Genomic DNA, 16,686 nt, shown 5'->3' with positions numbered 1-16,686 from the left:
AGGCGGGTCTAGTTCCCCTCCCTAATCAGGGCGGGGATATCCATATTCACGCGTAAACTATCCCAATTTCCCCTTCCACTCTTCTTCCTTAAACCCGACTAAAAACCAACCTTCTCCTACAACAAAAGGTCGTTTGACCAAATTTCCGTTAGCAGAAAGTTCTTTATAAATTTGTTCTTCCGATAGGGTCCCTAATTTTTCCTTCCAATTTCCTTCTCGATAATCTTTTCCTGAGGTATTAAATAGTCTTTTGATATCACCTAAGTATTGTTTTGCTTTTTTTAACTCTGTCACCGTTGGCGGGGTTTCCCGGATTGGAATTTGTTTGAAATCTACTTTTTTGGATTTCAAATATTTGAGGGCATTGCGACAGGTGCTACATCCAGAATATTCGTAAACTTTGGGATTAGAATGACTCATAAGACTGATTTTCTTACTTACGATTTTTGCGGAAACTTTTTATTGGAACTATGCTTGTCCAAAATAGTATTCCCTTGGCTCCGCTTACGACGTTTCGTCTGGGTGGTGAAGCAAAATTTTTAATTTCTATAAAGACCACAGAAGATCTCAGAAAGGCACTTACATTCTGCAAAACTGAAAACATATCCTTTGTGATTTTGGGTGGCGGCTCCAATACCATATTCAGAGATTCTGGATTTCCGGGAGTTGTCCTTCAAATACAAATTCCAGGTATTCGTTGTTTAGATACTGATGACAACCATACAATTTTTCAAGTTGGGGCAGGCGTACCTTGGGATCATTTTGTTGAATATGCAGTAAAACAAGGATTAGCTGGAATTGAGTGCCTTTCCGGAATTCCTGGTTCTGTAGGTGCATCTCCCATTCAAAATATTGGTGCTTATGGCCAAGAGGTAAAAGATTCTATTTTAAAAGTGGAATGTATGAAACCGTCTGGTGAAATTATAATTATTTCCAATGAAGATTGTAAGTTTCGTTATCGAAATAGTGAGTTTAAATCGGGAATTTACCAAGACTATATTGTAATTTCTGTTACATTTCAATTGTCAAAAATAGCTGCACCCAGTTTGCGTTACCCAGAAGTACAAAAAGCATGGGAAAAATACAAATCTGAAAATCTCTCGAAAGAGATATCTGGTCTGGAACTTCGCAGTTTCCAAATGGAAACCCTGAGAAGTTTAGTGATTCAACTGAGAAAGAAAAAGTCTATGGTGTTGGATGAAAATGATCCAAACACTCGTTCTGCGGGATCTTTTTTTACTAACCCCATTTTATCGGATGAGGAAACCGGACAATTTTTGAAAACCGCAGAAGATCTTGGTTTTGAAAACCCGCCGGTATATCCGGAATCACCGGGATTTAAAAAAATTTCTGCAGCGTGGCTTATTGAAAACTCAGGAATTCAAAAAGGAACGAAATATCCGGGTGGGGTGGGTATCTCAGAGAACCATTGTTTGGGTCTAATCAATATAGCAGGAACAACAGCTGCACTACTGGAAATGGCCGAATCGGTCAGACGGAGTGTATTTGAAAAATTTTCTGTTCGATTGGAAATGGAACCGGTCGTAAGACCCTAAAAAAGATTTGGTAATTGTCGATATAACAAAGAGAATGGGGATGGAATGAACTCGAAACTTAAAAAATACCTGATTCTATCAGGACTTGGTGTTTCTTTACTGCTGGTTTTGGCCTTAATTGGATTTTTCGTTGTCGACGAAATCAAAGGTGGGGCAGTGGGCGATGGTCAAAATAAATATGAACTCATCATCGATTCAGGAGAACCATCTTCGAGTGTAGTAAGAGAGTTAGCTGCTGCAGGAATGATTAAATCGTCCGTATACTTCAATTATTTAATGAAGTTTACTAGGGCCGGAAATAAAATCAAACAAGGTGTTTATGACATCAATGACGGAATGAGTTCACGTAAAATTCTAGATGTCATCATCTCAGGTAAAGTGAAACTAGTTAATTTTACTGTTCCAGAAGGATATAACAATCGTCAGATTGGAGACTTGTTGGTTTCCAAAAAACTCGCCATCTCCAGAGAAGAATTTTTGAAAGTGGCTCAAAGCCAGGCATTACTTACAAAATACAATATTCCAGCAAAAACATTAGAGGGATATTTATTTCCTGAAACTTATTCAGTTCCTTTGAATTATCCTTTGGAAAGAATCACAGAGATGATGATCAAACGATTCTATAAAAAACTAGAATCCATTCCAGAGGCAAAAGACATCAAACCGGCCGACCTACATTTTCGTGTGGTTCTTGCATCAATTGTAGAGAGAGAAGCTGTAAGAAAAGAAGAAAGGCCAATGATGGCAGGTGTTTTTCTCACTCGGATTGAAAAAAATATTAATTTGGAATCTTGTGCGACCATCCAATATTTATTTGATAAACCCAAAAAAAGACTCTTTGAATCCGATCTAAAAATTGTATCTCCATACAATACATACATCAATGGCGGATGGCCACCGGGACCTATTTCTAATCCTGGTTTACCGGCCTTAGAAGCGTCTTTCAAACCAGTAAAATCAGATAAGTTATTCTTTTTATTAAAACCAGATGGTTCTCATTATTTTTCTGCGACATTCAAAGAACATTTGGATGCAAAAAAGAAATTTATAGATGTTTTATATCAATAACAACAAGAACGTTTAAGTTAACAATTATAGTATCGAATATTAATCTACAATGGATGAAAACATAGTTGAACTGAACATAACGATCGGTGGGATTTCTAAAGAACTTTTGGACGTACAAAAGGTTTTAGATGCCTACCGAGAAAAACAAAAATCAAAAGAAGCAATTGATGAAGAAGCAGTTACCTTTATTACAAAAGCAGAACTTGTTATTGAAAAAGCTGAAAAAGGAGACCTCCAACTAACTCCTGACCAAATCCGCCGAATCAAAAGTAACCTCGTAAAAATCTTACAACGAATCAAACGTTAATCCTCCTTTAACCAAACCTTCATACAACCTTCACCGGCTTGTCATTCCCTTGTAACAAATAAAGAACATAGTTTCCTGTAGCTAGAGGGAGAATTTTTACGAACCCCTTTCGGGAAGACCCGCTAGCCAAACAAATTCGAGTTTTTCGAAAGAGGATTTAAAATGAAAAAATTTATCAATAAAAGCCTAGTTTTGGCTATCATAGCAATGATGGGCTTAACTGCGGTGAATTGTGAAAAGAAGAAGGATGATAACTCACTTCTCTTCGCTGGTTTGGCATTTTTGTTAAACCAACCAGAGTATACGGTGGTGTTAACAGGAACTTTGAAAACTTCTGGTGGACTACCGATAAAAGACGGAAAAGTTACTGTTTCTGACACAAGCGGAATCTTATCAAGTGGGCAATCAGCACTTTCTGACTTTACTACCTGTCAAACAAACTCATACGTAGCTGCAGCGGGAGCAGGCGCTCTTGACGGTGAATTCGTATTAAGTTTTCGATTAAACTCACTAACAGGGAATCTCACTTTATCCGCTGTAGAAGCAGTAGGTGCAGATAATACAACTTCTTGTTCAACTGTTACAGCTCTTGCTGGAAGTGCTTTCACTAACTCATTAGGTGATGGTGCACTTGGTGTTAATATTGATCTAACTAACAGAACTAATGTGGGAGCATTCCCTGTAACCGCAGCTGGTTATTCTGTAACTATAAAATCAGTGAACATTTTTGTTAAGGGTGAGTATCCTATCGTGAGCCCGACTATCGGAGAAAATGTTTGCGATGGTAATCGTCTTTTGGGTGGTCCAGTAATTAAATCTGGTTCCATTTCTGGATCAGAGACGTGGTCTGGTGGAATCTTATTACAAGGTACCGTGTTTGTAGAAACAGGTGCAACGATTACTGTAACTCCTGGTACGGCAATTTTTGGCCAAAGAGGATCTTCTATTTTCTTTAAACAAGGATCCAAGTTAGTTGCCAATGGAACCGCAGCTGATCCAATTTGTTGGTCTTCAGCAAGTGCACTCGGTTCTCGTTTTCCTGGCGATTGGGGTGGTATTGTTGTAATTGGAACTAGTGGTGCATCACGTGCATCTAACACTGAAGGTACAACTCCTCAAGGTTATGGTGGAGCACTTGGTTCAGATGTTGAAAACTTAAACTTATCATACAACATTGTTGAATTTGCAGGAAACGAAGTTGCGCCAGGTGACGAATTAAATAACCTTTCGATCTACGCATCTAAATCAGTATTGAGCCACGTGCAAGTTCATAGAGGTCTTGATGATGGATTTGAAGCATGGGGAGGTTCAGGAACTTGGTCTAATCTTCTAGCAACTGGTGGACTAGACGATGACTTTGACTTGGATGAAGCGTTTACTGGAACAATGACAAATTTAATTGGTCATAAGTATCCTTCTTCCTGCGGTGGTTCTTTTTCAACAGATCCACATGGTTTTGAAATGGATGGAACTGATGCAACAAGTGGTGCTGGTTCATCTTGTGCTTCTGGATCTTTAAACAGATGTACAAATCCAACCATCACAAACGTTACTTTAATTGGAGCAAATATCCCTGCAGGTCAAGGAATGAGACTTCGTGAAGGATTTGCCGGAACAATCAACCGAGCGATCATTTATGGATTTGCTGATGCAGCGGCCGTAAGTACTTCAACAACGGGAACTTTTCCAGCAGTAACGGGTACGATTTCTAATCTAGCCTATGAAACAGGAAAAACTACGGCGATCACGCCTACTGGTTCTACTACAATTTCTGCTACCCCAATCACATCTGATGGATCAACAGCGAATTGTGGTTTTGGAGATTCGAAACCAGATTATAAAACAATCTCGTCACTTTCCGGAACTTACATTGGTGGTGCTACTACTGATTGGTTTAAGAGCTGGACTGTTTATCGAGCAAGATAGTTGATTAAAACTTTACTTAGTGACCCAATGGGTCACTAAGTATTATATGAAACATTTTCCTTTATATATACTTCTTTTATTTTTTAGTTTTTGCGAACGTGATGATTGGCGCGCGGAGATGGAGAAAGAAAACCAAAAAGTTATTTCTCAAATCCAAAAAGATCACAAACTTATAGAAGGTTACAAAGCTAATCCAAAAGATTGGGAGCAATCTTCAAAAACAAAAGAACTCGCCGTTTCAAATTTCCTACAAGAAATATCTAAGTTTGGAAAGCCAGAAAAACATTATGTGACTTGGAATGAAAAACTTTCAGTTTTATTTCCAAATATCAAAGGATCGGGCACAATGTTGGATACAACTCCTCTTTTCGAATACAAGAAAATGTTAGAAGAAAGAGAAACAATGGCACTCACTGAACTCTCAAAAATATTGTTAGGAAAAACATTCCAGATCAATTCAATCGTATGGGAAAAACCAAGACAATATGGAAGTCTTATGGGATATAAACCCAAGAGTATTCAATTGAAGGTTGAAGGAAAGTTAGTCGTTATCCAGCAAATCAAAATGATCTTTCAAACAAATTCAGGTTATAAAATTGGCGTTTTAGGCCCCTAATGATGTAATCGTTTTGTAATAATTAGTTCACGTAAACGTAACTCAATTCAAATCCCTTTTCATTTACGTATCAGTAAATTCTATAAGCTTGGCTCTGAAGGAATTTATGAACTTAATAAAGAAGATAATCATTCTGCCTACTCTGATTCTATTTACTTCTATTGGCCTTTTTGCTCAAAGTAATGGCTCAATTCGAGGAACTATCATTGATTCAGAAAACGGAGAGCCAGTATTTGGTGCTACAATCGTTGTTCGATCAGAGAAAAAATTTGCAAAGACTGACTTTGACGGAAAGTATACTCTCGAACTTCCTCCAGGTACTTATCAAGTTGAATACCAAATGTATGGTTACGGTCCTCAAAATAGAACGATCGTTGTAGGGGCCGGAAAACCCAGTCAAATGAATGTAACATTTGGTGCTCAAGTGTTACAAACCGTAGAAGTTAAAGATCGAGCGATCAATGAATCGGACGCTTCATTACTTCAAGTACAGAAAAAATCGGCAACAGTATCCGATGCAATTGGTGCAGAATCGATTAAAAAATCACCAGATTCATCTGCTGGTGATGTGATCAAAAGGGTCACGGGGATTACATTGATTGGTGGTAAGTATGTGTTTGTTCGAGGTTTGGGTGAAAGATATTCCTCTACCTATTTGAATGATGCGTATATACCTTCTACAGAACCTGACAAAAGGGTTGTACCGTTGGATTTGTTCCCAGCAAATTTAATCAAGAATATCCGAGTAATAAAAACTTTCGTACCGGAAGAGTCTGCAGAATTCTCTGGTGGACTTGTTAAAATTGAAACTAAAGAATATCCAGATGAATTTACTATGAAAGTTGGATTCGGAGTCGGTTATAACGGAAATACAACTCGGAAGAAATGGCAGACATTTGAAGGTGGAGATTTTTTGGGAAGGCCAACTTCTAACCAAGAACTTCCTTCTGCGGTAAAAGCAGTTCCGGATTTTTTACCTTTTGAACCAGGAAGTCGTTTTGGTGGTATTAATCCTACGTTGATCAATATCGGTGCTACTTCTTTTCCTTCACAATGGACACCAGACACTACGAAAGCGCCGTATGACAAAAACTTTAACTTAACTGTTGGAAATACTTTTAAGTTAACGGAATCAGGACAGAGATTAGGTGTTATATTTGGTACTACTCATTCAGTAGACTATCGTTTTAGACGTCAAAAAGATATAAGATACATTCCAGGAAATCCTGTTTCTTTATCCGTTAAAGATTTAACTACTGTATCACCATTGCAGACACAAGATGCAGATATCTATGTTGAAGACCGTTTGTTCGGAAACAATTTAAACTTTGCTTATGAACCAATGAGTGGCCAACAATTCTTCTTAAAGAATTTTTATTCAGTTTCTTCAGAAAAATCAGTTCGAGAATCAGTCGGAACCAATAACATTGATAATTTTCAATTTTTCTCTCAAACCAATGACTTCATTAGTAGACAGTTGTTTAACTCCAGTTTTGGGGGAAAACATGCTGTTAACTTAGGTTCTTTGAGTAGGCCACATACACTTGATTGGCAAGTGAACTATGGAGAAGCTAAACGAGATGAGCCGAACTTAACACAACAAGTATGGCGCCGACCTCAAACAAGTCCGGTAACTACTGTTCCAACTAGGTTAGGGAATAACCCTGATGGTTCAAGGTTTTACTCCACATCGAATGATACTGTTCGAAGTTTTAGTGTTGCTTATGAAGTTCCTTTTGACCAATGGAACGGACTTAAGTCTTCATTTAAATTTGGTGGTTCCGCTTTGGATCGCTTCAAATCATTTACCTTTCGAGAATTTGGATCCAAATCAAATATAGGATCAACTACGAGTGACTTATATCCTGTACCTGGGGAAATCGTTTATAATCCTTTAGAATTCTTACGAACGAATAGTACAGGTCTTGCAAATAGAACTTTTTCAGAAAGACAAGTAGAACCAAATGCTTATGATGCATATCAAAAGTTACATTCATACTTTACTCAATTTGATGTTCCATTATTTCCAAAATTTCGATTCATTGGTGGAGCTCGCTATGAGGATTCTTACCAAAAAGTAAAAACATTTGTCCTAAAAGAACAATTCGATGTTAGACGACCTGGTTATGGTTGTGATACAGGTTCAGAAGGAGAAAGAATCCTATTAGTAAAGAATAACATTTGTTCTGCTGACAACAACGGTGTTGGTGAAATTAGAACAAAGGACGTCCTACCAAGTGTGAATTTCGTTTATGAATTTCTTCAGGACCAAAATTTACGATTTGGATATACACAAACGCTGACTAGACCAGATTTTCGTGAAATGTCTCCTTTTGCGTTCACGCCATATTTTGGTGGAGATCGAATTCGAGGAAATCCAAACCTTCAAAGGACTTACATCCATAACTTTGACTTTCGATATGAATACTTTATGGGTGGAGCAAACTATGTTGGTGCCGGTGTATTTCATAAAGATCTTTCCAATCCAATTGAGTTGATTGGACAACCAGTTGCGGGGCAGATATCACCTTTCTTTACTTACGCAAATGCAAGTCGCGCAACTATTCGCGGTGTGGAACTAGATTTCCGAAGAGAATTTTTTGATCGATTTCGATTTGAAACTAACGTGTTTTTTATCAAATCTCTCGTAAATGTTGTCTCTTGGGAGCAGTTTGCTATTTCAAAGGCTGGTTTGTTAGATCCTATTGATAGAAGTTTTTCTTATGATCCAACAAACATTCGCAGACCGTTACAAGGTCAGTCTGATTTTGTAGCAAATTTGAAGTTTGATGTATATTTGAACAAACTAAAGACAACTACGATAGGTTTATACTATAACTACTTTGGCGACCGAATCTTTGTTGTTGGGGCAAACGGAACTCCTGATGCTTATGAACGCGGAGTTGGATTAACTGACATTGTGTTCTCACACAAAATGGATGATAAACTGGATTTTAAATTTGCGGCAAAGAACGTAACAGATCAAAGATTTAGAATTTATGTTAAAGATGAATTACTCAATGAAGAGAAACTATTCCGATCCTATCGAGAAGGGGTTTCATTTTCGATGTCAATGGGCTATAAGTTTTAAGGAAACAAAGGCCCCACTTTTGTGGGGTCTATTATTTAAAAATCGTTCTATCCTGATCCGTCATGATTTTGCCGGATCACTCGCCTTGAACATCATTCAGTTAACGAATTCAAATCATCCTCGTTAGAAATTTCTTTCTTGTTTTTCTTTAATGAAACTCCCAAAATTCTGCAATGAAAAAAAGAATGAATGTGAGTTGTAATCTTAAAAATATCAGTATTCTAAAAAATATTGTATTCGTCTCTATCTATCTTTTACTCTTTCCATTCTTTTTTCTTTCTGCTGATTCTGATTTCAATTTGAATCTTAAGAAAATCGCCGAAAGAACCGAACGAATTTCGGTAAAAATACCTTCAGACCATTCTTATTTTACCGCTGCACCCACTTCTTATACGAATGCGATGTCAGATGGAATACCGGCACCCAAGTTAGTTTATATAAATTCAGATAATTATTTTCTAGCATACAATGATGGTGATTCCAATGGAAGAATAGTAAGTCTAAACTCAAATTTTAAAATATTAAGAGAGTTGGTAAGTCTGAAAAACTTTCGAATTGAAGATACCATCGCAGATTCCAATGGTTTAACTGTTCTATTATCCGCATTCGATATTGAGAAAAAAAGAAATTCTGAATCTAAAAATTTTCATTCTGCTTATATCAACCAATACACAACTTCTGGTGATTTAATCTTCAGTACTAAAATAGTGGGTACAAAAGAGTATAAAAAGGTTGGCGATCAGGGTATCGACACAGTATTCGGGACTCTAACTTTAATAAAAACAGCTGACAATAATTATGCGACTTACTTTTCAACCTATCGAAAGTGGGATGATGGGGTCACCCACCAAAGCGAATATCTGGCTTTATTTGATCATGGCGGCAAACGAATTTTAAAATCTGATGGTAAATCACCAGAAGGTTTTACCTGGAATGTGAGCCATAGTTTTCGACCAAGGTTTATTAACGATGGAAACCAATTAGTAATGGTAACTGTTGGAGATGCTTATCCAAGAGGTTTAGTTGTTGATAGTTTTCCGTTGCGGAAACGTGAGTTACCAATTGTTGTTCCGAAAGCTGGACCTAATGAAACTTACCAATATGTACCTATATCCACCGGAGACTTATATTCACGGGATGGGCAAACTTGGATTACTTTTGATTCTAATATTGACCGGTCATCCTACGACATTGGTTTATTGATTAAAAGTAATGGGATACTTTCTAAACCTATTTATTTAACAAATACTAGTAAACAAAGAGAAAGAATCCCAAGAATTGTTCCGTTTGGAAAAGAATATTTGTTTCTTATGTGGATGACAGATGACGGTAACGACAAAGATAAATGGTTTCCAAAAATTTCAAAGATGGGTTTGGAAGCATGTATCATTCAAAAAGATGGGACTATCATTTCTAAACCAGAAAGTTTTGGTCCTGGTAATGGACTCTATTTTCGATCGGCCGCTCGTTTTTTTCATTTGCCGGATGGCAGATTTGGTTGGGTCAATGATATAACTGGTTTGGCTGATCAATTGGAGATTGTTTTGGTATCCTCATTAAAAAACGAAACCAATATAGTTGCACCTACCGAAGCCTCTATACCCCAACCGGATAAAGTAAAAATCAATCCTGCGCTTGGCAAACCTTTGATAACTGCCATTTATGAGGGAAATGAAAAGGAAGCGATTTCCCTGTTAAATCAAGGCGCAGATCCAAATGCAATGTACGAAGGCTGGTCTGCTTTGTTGTATGCTGCTTATTTTGGACGTACTGATGCAGTGAAAGCACTCATTTCTTATCAAGTAAATACAGATTTTACTGTGGATGGTTGGAATGCCCTTCGTTTATCGGAAGTTAGAGGGCATATACAAATTTTTACATTGTTAGAACCTTTGACTAAAACTCTGTCCAGATCTCGAAATCAATTCCCAAACCCTAAAAATCCTCTTTCTCTAGGGATAAAAGGCAGAAATTTGCGAGCAGAAATAGAACCAGTCGATTCAAATCAAAATCTAAAGAGTTTAGGAATACCGATAAATTAAATTTCCAATCTCTCCTAAAGTACAGATTGTCCTTAAAAAAGCAAAAATGAATTCAGGAACTTCTTTCTTTTTGTCGACTAATGTTGGCTAATAGGTAATTTGAATCTTTCCGATTCCCAATTTCTTCCTAGAAACTATTATATTTAACGATTTAAAACTTTGGTATATACCAAAATAAGATAATCTATATAAATTAAAGTCAAAACTTTGTTAATTTAAAGTATAGTATTCATCTTTAAAATCAGTGAATGAAGCGATCGGGAAGACTTATACAAAAAAAAATTGACAAATTAGGTCATAAAAAACCTAGTATCAAGAATAATTAATAAACTAACAGATAATTATTGTTAGTTATTGATTTGGATGAAAATTAATATGCTAAATTTAAAAAATACGTTTATCTCTCTTGCCAGTTTAACTGGAGTTTTGCTGCTCTTGTTTCTTTATTTCTTGTTATATACCAAATCTTTTCTAAATCTAAATTAAAGAATTTAGATTTAAATCATGTTAGACATACTAGGTATAGGCTTCGGCCCATCTAATTTAGCTTTGGCTATTCAAATGCATGAATTAAATGTATTTGAAAACAAAAAAGTAAAGTTCATTGAGAAAAAGAAATCTTTTGTTTGGCAACCTGGCTTGTTGCTTCCAAACACAAATTTACAAATCCATTTTCTCAAAGATTTAGTAACACTTATCAATCCGTGTAGCAAATTTACATTCATAAACTATCTGAATGAAAACGGAAGGTTATTAGACTTTATCAATCTTAATATTAGTTGTCCGTCAAGGTTTGAATTTAATGATTATTTGACTTGGGCCGCCAATAAATTCTCTGATTATGTTATTTATAATTCCTATATCAAACAAATTAATCCAGTGGTCAAATCTGGAGAAATTCAATATTTTAATGTTAATTATATAATTGATAATGAAGAATTTAATGTAGATGCAAAGAATATTATTCTGGCATCTGGAAGAAGTCCCAAAATACCAGAAATTTTTTCCCATGAATATGATGGTGTATCAATTATACATTCTGATAAATTTACTTCTACAGATTTATTCGAAAAAACAAAACAAGAAAAAGATGGAATTTGCAAAGTGGCAATCGTCGGTGCTGGTCAAAGTGCAGCCGAAATTTTTAACCATCTCATCGAGAACATGGGTTCAAATGTAAAATTGTATAATTTTATTAGAGGATATGGTTATAATCCGTCTGATTCCTCTCCTTTTCGAAACCAAGTGTTTAACCCTGAATTTGTTGATATATTCTTTCAGTTAGAAAAAAACTATCAGAAAGAAATTTTAAATAATCTTTCTAATACAAATTATTCTGTCGTTGATTCCGATTTAATAGAAGAAATTTATACAAAATTATATCATATGCGTCATATTGAAAAGAGTGATAAAGCAACTATCCTTTCAATGACTGAAATAGAAAAAGTGGAAAGGACACGTGATAATAAAATAAATCTAACATATAAAGATAAACTAACAGGAAATAACAAAATCGAAGAAGTTGATTATATTATATTATCAACTGGTTATGACCAAGTTTTCATAAAAAATAAATACTTCATCGGATTTAATGATTTATTAGAACAAAAGAATAATGGTGAAATTGAATTAAATCGCGATTACTCTGTAAAATTCAATGTTCCATCGAATTCAAAAATATTTTTACAAGGGTATTCCGAGAGTAGCCATGGAATATCAGATTCGCTTATCAGCGTAATAGCCAATAGAGCCAATATCATTGCAAAAAGTTTAATGTTAAAAGAAGTAATCAGTAAATGAAATTAAAATCAAAAGAATATCTTTTCGAAAAAGATTATGGTGTATGGGCAACAAGAATTAATAATCTTTTTTCAGAGTTAAACCAGGCCCCATTTGAGATGGCAATTACTAAAATATCATGTGGTGAGACTATAAAAAAACACAACCACGACGAATCAGAAATATTTATATTATTTCAAGGATCACGTTTAAGTGCATCTATCAATAATCAAACTTTGGTTCTTAATAATGGTGATATGATTTACACTGATCCCCACGAGTTTCATGAATTCACAAATAATGAAACAGAAGAATGTATTCTGTTTTCAATTTGGTGGAAACAAACATAGGATGGATTTTGATCTAATAATCATCGGTGATGGATTATTTGGAAAGTTAATGGCACATTTCGCGGCCAAAAACAAAATTAAAGTTTGTTTAATCGGAAAACGAAATTTTAAAAAAATTTCTTCAAGTTATAGATCAGAAGCATTTGTACAATTTATAGGTAGTTTTAATTCAAATTATATTCACGAATCTATAAATTTTTATCAAAATTTACTACAAAACAAATTAGAAGCATTTTCAGTCTATAGTTATATAAATGAAAAAAAGGAAGAAGATAAAAATTCAGATCAATCCTTATTTTCTAATCATTCATCGCTATCAAAAATAAACGCTGGCGAGGGGTATAAATTAGATTCTCATGACGTTTTAAGAAAATTAAATCATGAAATAATTAAACAAAAATTAATCTATATAAAGGATTTCGAAAATTTAACCATTGCGGAATCAAAAATTGAAAACATTGTCACTGTTTCAATATCCAATAAACATAGGTTAAAAACTAAAAAAATAATATTCGCAATAGGTCCGTGGTTTAGTTCGTTATTCAAAAGTTTTTTAACAAAAAAAATCACAATCTTTGAATTAAATTCCAAAGATTTGTATTGTGAACCAGGGCTACATGTCTGTCCTAAATTAGACAGTTTTGTATATATTAATCAATTTAAACGATCTTTGTTATGTGTTGATATCAAATCTTATATAGAAGCCAAAAAAATTCATTTGGACTGTGCGAAACTTAGCGCCGAAGAAAATACATTGGCATTTCAACTAATAAATAAAAATTTCAACTTTTCGAATAAGGTTTTTAAAAGTATAAAATTAAAATCAATAGGATTCGATTCCTATAATCCTCACTATAAAAACTTTCCAATTGATCAGTTAATTTCCCTTAATAAGGGTACAAACATTTTTTCGGTACCACCGATGAATGGAAGTGGCTTCAAATATGCTCCATCCTTAGCAAAAAAATATATTTTCAGTATATTAGAAAATCAATACGCAAACTTTAATACTTTATCAAAAGAAATCTGGAACGAAACGGAAATAAATCCTGAAGAAGGCATAACAATAAATATATGACGATTCAATCGGTAGAAAACTTTAAATTTAACATAAGACCTATTTCAAAATCAGAGATAGCTAAAAAAACTGCTATGTTCGACTTAGAATTAGTTAATAAAGTTGGTGAGGGTGTGATATTCTCATTTCTAAATGAATTTATCCATTCATTAAGAGAAGAAAAAATTTATACAGTGCTTATTATATCTTGTTATGACCATGATTTTGAACTGGTTGAATTTTTCCAAAAAATGAATCTAAATAAAATTTTTGAAATCGATTCTTGGCCAACTAAAGAGCTTAGCTTTTCAAAGAAAAACTTCTACCATCTCCATTTAGAGGATTATAATTAATATGAATGATATTGAAATTAGATTTGGTAATCGTACTGACCTAAATGAGATAATTGAAATTTATAATGAATGTATTGACGATGAAAATCCTTCAGTTGCCTATGAAAGTAAATTAGATGTTAATCATCCACCTGATTGGCTGATAGAAAAAGTTAACAATCAATCCTTGATTATCGAAAAGTTGAATAATGAAATTAGAGGATTTGCTCATATTGGTGAATTTATATTAGCTCCGGAAATCAGTGAATTTTGCCAGTTGGGAGTTTATGTAAAACGTATTCATAGAAAGAGTTTAATCGGAGCGCGATTATTACTTGGTATCATTAAAGTTGCTTCTTCTTTAGGAAAAGATAAAATATTTTCTTTCGTTTTAGAATCTAACACAGCAAGTCTCAGAGCTACAAAACGAGTTTTGAATTTTCTTGGTATATTACCGGCAGTAGCATTTATTCGAAATGCTCATTGCGGTATTCATATTTTTGAAAGGAATTTGAAACAAGGATTTAATAAAGAAGAAATCCTTTTTTTTGAAAAACACATTAATACATATTTTCAAACAGGAGTTTTGTAATTGAAAAAATATATTTGGACAATTCTATTCTTTTTTTCTGTATTAGGTCATATTCTATTAGATGGAATACTAACTGATCGATCAAATTTAATTCCTACAAAAATTATCCCAACACTAATTTTAATTGGTTATCTAGTTAAATATAGAAAGAGTTTGTTATTTGATAATAAATTTTCATTCTTTTTGATAACGTTGGTATTAATTTTGTTTGGTGACATTTGTTTGTTGTTCCCAAAACTTTTTTCCTTGGGTTTGATACTATATATTGTAGCCCAAGGAATATATACTTATATATTCCTTAACAGAAATACGATTTCGATATCGAGTATTGTTGGATTTTGTGTTTATGGAATTTTTGCAATTACTTTGTTTATAACTAAAGTAGATAAAAGTTTAGTGATTCCTGTAATCATATATATCTTTGCCTTGATGTCTATGGGATATGCTGTTTTTTCAAATAGAGACAAAAAATATTTTTTACTTTATATCGGAGCAACCTTATTTATTTTTTCTGATACGCTGCTTGCTTATATCCGCTTAAATCATATCATCTCTGCTTTTTGGAATGCTACGATTCTACTCACTTATTTTTCTGCTCAGTTTTGTTTGGTATTCGGGTCTCTAAGAAATGAAAAAGAATAAATCGTTAAAGGTGGTTTATTTGCCACCTCCTTGTGCAAATGGCGATTTACATTTTGGTCATATTGCCGGTGTATATTTACCGGCCGATATATTCAGTAGAGTGATTGAAAAACTATATCCGTCTTCTCGGGTAATTACGATAGCAGGTTCAGACGAGAACAATACGTATGCTTTAAAAAAATCATTCCTAAATAATGTTCCTCTTACTGAATCCTTGGATTTTTATACGAATCGTATTCATAAAAGTCTTAGTTTTCTGAGTATTAAAATGGATCAATTCATTAGAACATCTTCTGAAACTCATTCCAATATGAGTAACTCTATACTGGAAAATTTAAAAAAGTCAAATAAAGTAACTATGAATGATAGTTATCAATTGTATTCAGAAAAAGAAGATTCCTTTATATCTGATTCTTTAGCTATTGGAGAATGTTATAAATGTGGAAAAGAAACGGATGCTGGTACTTGTGAAAATTGTGGCGAACTAATTCAACATATTAAATTAATCAACCCTAAGCACTATCAGTCGAAAGAAAAATTAGTTTTAAGACCGTCACAATCATATTCTATTAATTTTAAAAATCAAAATGATAAATTAGAAAGGATAATTAATAAACAAAATTGGCCAAAAAGAATTAAATCTTTGGCAATCCAATGGCTTCGATCAAATCAATTTTCTAGTTTAGAGATTACAAAAATCTTCAAATTTGGATTAAAAATCAAAAACAGTTCTGTTAGTGATTTAAGTATTCCTTTGTGGTTTGAAGCCGTATGGGCATATTATACAGGAATATTTGAATCTTTACGTTTAAATTCTATAAATTCATTCTTTAATACAATTCGGAAAGTTAAGATTGATTTGTATTTTTTTATGGGTCAAGATAACCGCTTTCATTTTACCATATCAGATATTTTGGTTAGAAACCTGTTGAGATTAAAAAAAATTCGTTCTACGGTGAATATCCAACCATTCTTTACAATTAGTAACGAAAAGTTTTCTACGAGCAGAGATAGAGCTATATTTATTGGGGAAGTCGAAACATATTTTAATTCCAGTTTTCTTCGATTTTCTTTATATCACTTCTACTGTTCTAATAAAACAGATTTTAATTTAAATGTCTATTTTGAAGCGATTAAAGAATTAAAAAACATTAAAGATTTTATTTCTAATTTTAAAGTTCTAGAGAATTCCAAAAAATTTGATTCTAAAGATTTTAGTAAATTGACTTATATTAAAATGTTAAGAAAAGACATTAAATTGAATAATAATAAATCCTTAATTAAAATTTTGAATAAAATTCAAAAACAAATTCTAAGAACAAAGATTG

15 protein-coding genes are annotated in these 16,686 nt (G+C 33.8%); 14 read left to right on the top strand and 1 reads right to left on the bottom strand.

Annotation, left to right across the window (positions count from 1 at the left end; genetic code table 11):
• Positions 1–57: 57 nt before the first annotated feature.
• Positions 58–420 carry a Spx/MgsR family RNA polymerase-binding regulatory protein gene (locus EHQ49_RS01365; RefSeq protein WP_135575631.1) on the bottom strand — a complete coding sequence of 121 codons (363 nt, stop codon included), beginning with the start codon at positions 418–420 and terminating at the stop codon, positions 58–60.
• Between the two features lie 50 nt (positions 421–470).
• On the opposite strand from EHQ49_RS01365, the gene EHQ49_RS01360 reads away from it, so the two are divergent.
• The 14 genes from EHQ49_RS01360 to EHQ49_RS01295 all read left to right on the top strand — a co-directional run.
• Entirely contained in the window at positions 471–1,556 is a 1,086-nt protein-coding gene (locus EHQ49_RS01360; protein ID WP_135577657.1) for a UDP-N-acetylmuramate dehydrogenase, read from the top strand.
• A 45-nt stretch (positions 1,557–1,601) separates the two neighbouring features.
• The gene (gene mltG / locus EHQ49_RS01355; protein ID WP_135575629.1) at positions 1,602–2,624 is read left to right on the top strand and encodes an endolytic transglycosylase MltG; all 1,023 of its coding nucleotides are present in this window, start codon (positions 1,602–1,604) and stop codon (positions 2,622–2,624) included.
• Positions 2,625–2,673: 49 nt separating this feature from the next.
• Positions 2,674–2,931 carry a hypothetical protein gene (locus EHQ49_RS01350; RefSeq protein ID WP_135575627.1) on the top strand — a complete coding sequence of 86 codons (258 nt, stop codon included), beginning with the start codon at positions 2,674–2,676 and terminating at the stop codon, positions 2,929–2,931.
• A gap of 162 nt (positions 2,932–3,093) precedes the next feature.
• Positions 3,094–4,857, top strand: coding sequence for a hypothetical protein (locus EHQ49_RS01345; protein WP_135575625.1), 1,764 nt, complete (start codon positions 3,094–3,096; stop codon positions 4,855–4,857).
• A 46-nt stretch (positions 4,858–4,903) separates the two neighbouring features.
• The gene (locus tag EHQ49_RS01340; protein ID WP_135575623.1) at positions 4,904–5,473 is read left to right on the top strand and encodes a hypothetical protein; all 570 of its coding nucleotides are present in this window, start codon (positions 4,904–4,906) and stop codon (positions 5,471–5,473) included.
• A 106-nt stretch (positions 5,474–5,579) separates the two neighbouring features.
• A complete protein-coding gene (locus EHQ49_RS01335) occupies positions 5,580–8,564 on the top strand; it encodes a TonB-dependent receptor (protein WP_135575621.1) in 2,985 nt (994 codons plus the stop codon).
• 191 nt (positions 8,565–8,755) lie between these two features.
• Positions 8,756–10,606 carry an ankyrin repeat domain-containing protein gene (locus tag EHQ49_RS01330; RefSeq protein WP_244241292.1) on the top strand — a complete coding sequence of 617 codons (1,851 nt, stop codon included), beginning with the start codon at positions 8,756–8,758 and terminating at the stop codon, positions 10,604–10,606.
• Positions 10,607–11,110: 504 nt separating this feature from the next.
• Positions 11,111–12,406: a SidA/IucD/PvdA family monooxygenase gene (locus EHQ49_RS01325; RefSeq protein ID WP_135575617.1), complete on the top strand. Its 1,296-nt coding sequence runs from the start codon at positions 11,111–11,113 to the stop codon at positions 12,404–12,406.
• Complete coding sequence (locus EHQ49_RS01320; RefSeq protein WP_135575615.1) at positions 12,403–12,735, top strand: cupin domain-containing protein; 333 nt, start codon at positions 12,403–12,405, stop codon at positions 12,733–12,735. Before EHQ49_RS01325 ends, EHQ49_RS01320 begins: the two co-directional genes overlap by 4 nt.
• 1 nt (position 12,736) lies before the next feature.
• Positions 12,737–13,813: an FAD-dependent oxidoreductase gene (locus EHQ49_RS01315; RefSeq protein WP_167482977.1), complete on the top strand. Its 1,077-nt coding sequence runs from the start codon at positions 12,737–12,739 to the stop codon at positions 13,811–13,813.
• Positions 13,810–14,145 (top strand): hypothetical protein, encoded by a 336-nt coding sequence (locus EHQ49_RS01310; RefSeq protein ID WP_135575611.1) that lies wholly within the window; start codon positions 13,810–13,812, stop codon positions 14,143–14,145. The genes EHQ49_RS01315 and EHQ49_RS01310 overlap by 4 nt, the downstream gene beginning before the upstream one ends.
• A gap of 1 nt (position 14,146) precedes the next feature.
• The gene (locus EHQ49_RS01305; RefSeq protein ID WP_135575609.1) at positions 14,147–14,716 is read left to right on the top strand and encodes a GNAT family N-acetyltransferase; all 570 of its coding nucleotides are present in this window, start codon (positions 14,147–14,149) and stop codon (positions 14,714–14,716) included.
• Complete coding sequence (locus tag EHQ49_RS01300) at positions 14,717–15,358, top strand: lysoplasmalogenase family protein (RefSeq protein WP_135575607.1); 642 nt, start codon at positions 14,717–14,719, stop codon at positions 15,356–15,358.
• Positions 15,345–16,686 (top strand): class I tRNA ligase family protein (locus EHQ49_RS01295; RefSeq protein ID WP_135575605.1); only part of this gene is annotated, 1,342 nt, incomplete at its 3' end. The genes EHQ49_RS01300 and EHQ49_RS01295, both read left to right, overlap by 14 nt.

It is taken from the genome of Leptospira perdikensis (assembly GCF_004769575.1).
Lineage (GTDB): Bacteria > Spirochaetota > Leptospiria > Leptospirales > Leptospiraceae > Leptospira_A > Leptospira_A perdikensis.
Note: the sequence above shows the minus strand (reverse complement) of the source record. Positions and strands in the feature narration are given on the sequence as shown.

What these genes read in the sequence shown, in the direction of transcription:
- EHQ49_RS01345 (WP_135575625.1), top strand. Translation starts at nt 3,094, where the DNA reads ATGAAAAAATTTATCAATAAAAGCCTAGTTTTGGCTATCATAGCAATG.
- mltG (WP_135575629.1), top strand. Translation starts at nt 1,602, where the DNA reads ATGAACTCGAAACTTAAAAAATACCTGATTCTATCAGGACTTGGTGTT.
- EHQ49_RS01365 (WP_135575631.1), bottom strand. Translation starts at nt 420, where the DNA reads ATGAGTCATTCTAATCCCAAAGTTTACGAATATTCTGGATGTAGCACC.
- EHQ49_RS01315 (WP_167482977.1), top strand. Translation starts at nt 12,737, where the DNA reads ATGGATTTTGATCTAATAATCATCGGTGATGGATTATTTGGAAAGTTA.
- EHQ49_RS01350 (WP_135575627.1), top strand. Translation starts at nt 2,674, where the DNA reads ATGGATGAAAACATAGTTGAACTGAACATAACGATCGGTGGGATTTCT.
- EHQ49_RS01360 (WP_135577657.1), top strand. Translation starts at nt 471, where the DNA reads ATGCTTGTCCAAAATAGTATTCCCTTGGCTCCGCTTACGACGTTTCGT.
- EHQ49_RS01325 (WP_135575617.1), top strand. Translation starts at nt 11,111, where the DNA reads ATGTTAGACATACTAGGTATAGGCTTCGGCCCATCTAATTTAGCTTTG.
- EHQ49_RS01305 (WP_135575609.1), top strand. Translation starts at nt 14,147, where the DNA reads ATGAATGATATTGAAATTAGATTTGGTAATCGTACTGACCTAAATGAG.
- EHQ49_RS01340 (WP_135575623.1), top strand. Translation starts at nt 4,904, where the DNA reads ATGAAACATTTTCCTTTATATATACTTCTTTTATTTTTTAGTTTTTGC.
- EHQ49_RS01310 (WP_135575611.1), top strand. Translation starts at nt 13,810, where the DNA reads ATGACGATTCAATCGGTAGAAAACTTTAAATTTAACATAAGACCTATT.
- EHQ49_RS01335 (WP_135575621.1), top strand. Translation starts at nt 5,580, where the DNA reads ATGAACTTAATAAAGAAGATAATCATTCTGCCTACTCTGATTCTATTT.
- EHQ49_RS01320 (WP_135575615.1), top strand. Translation starts at nt 12,403, where the DNA reads ATGAAATTAAAATCAAAAGAATATCTTTTCGAAAAAGATTATGGTGTA.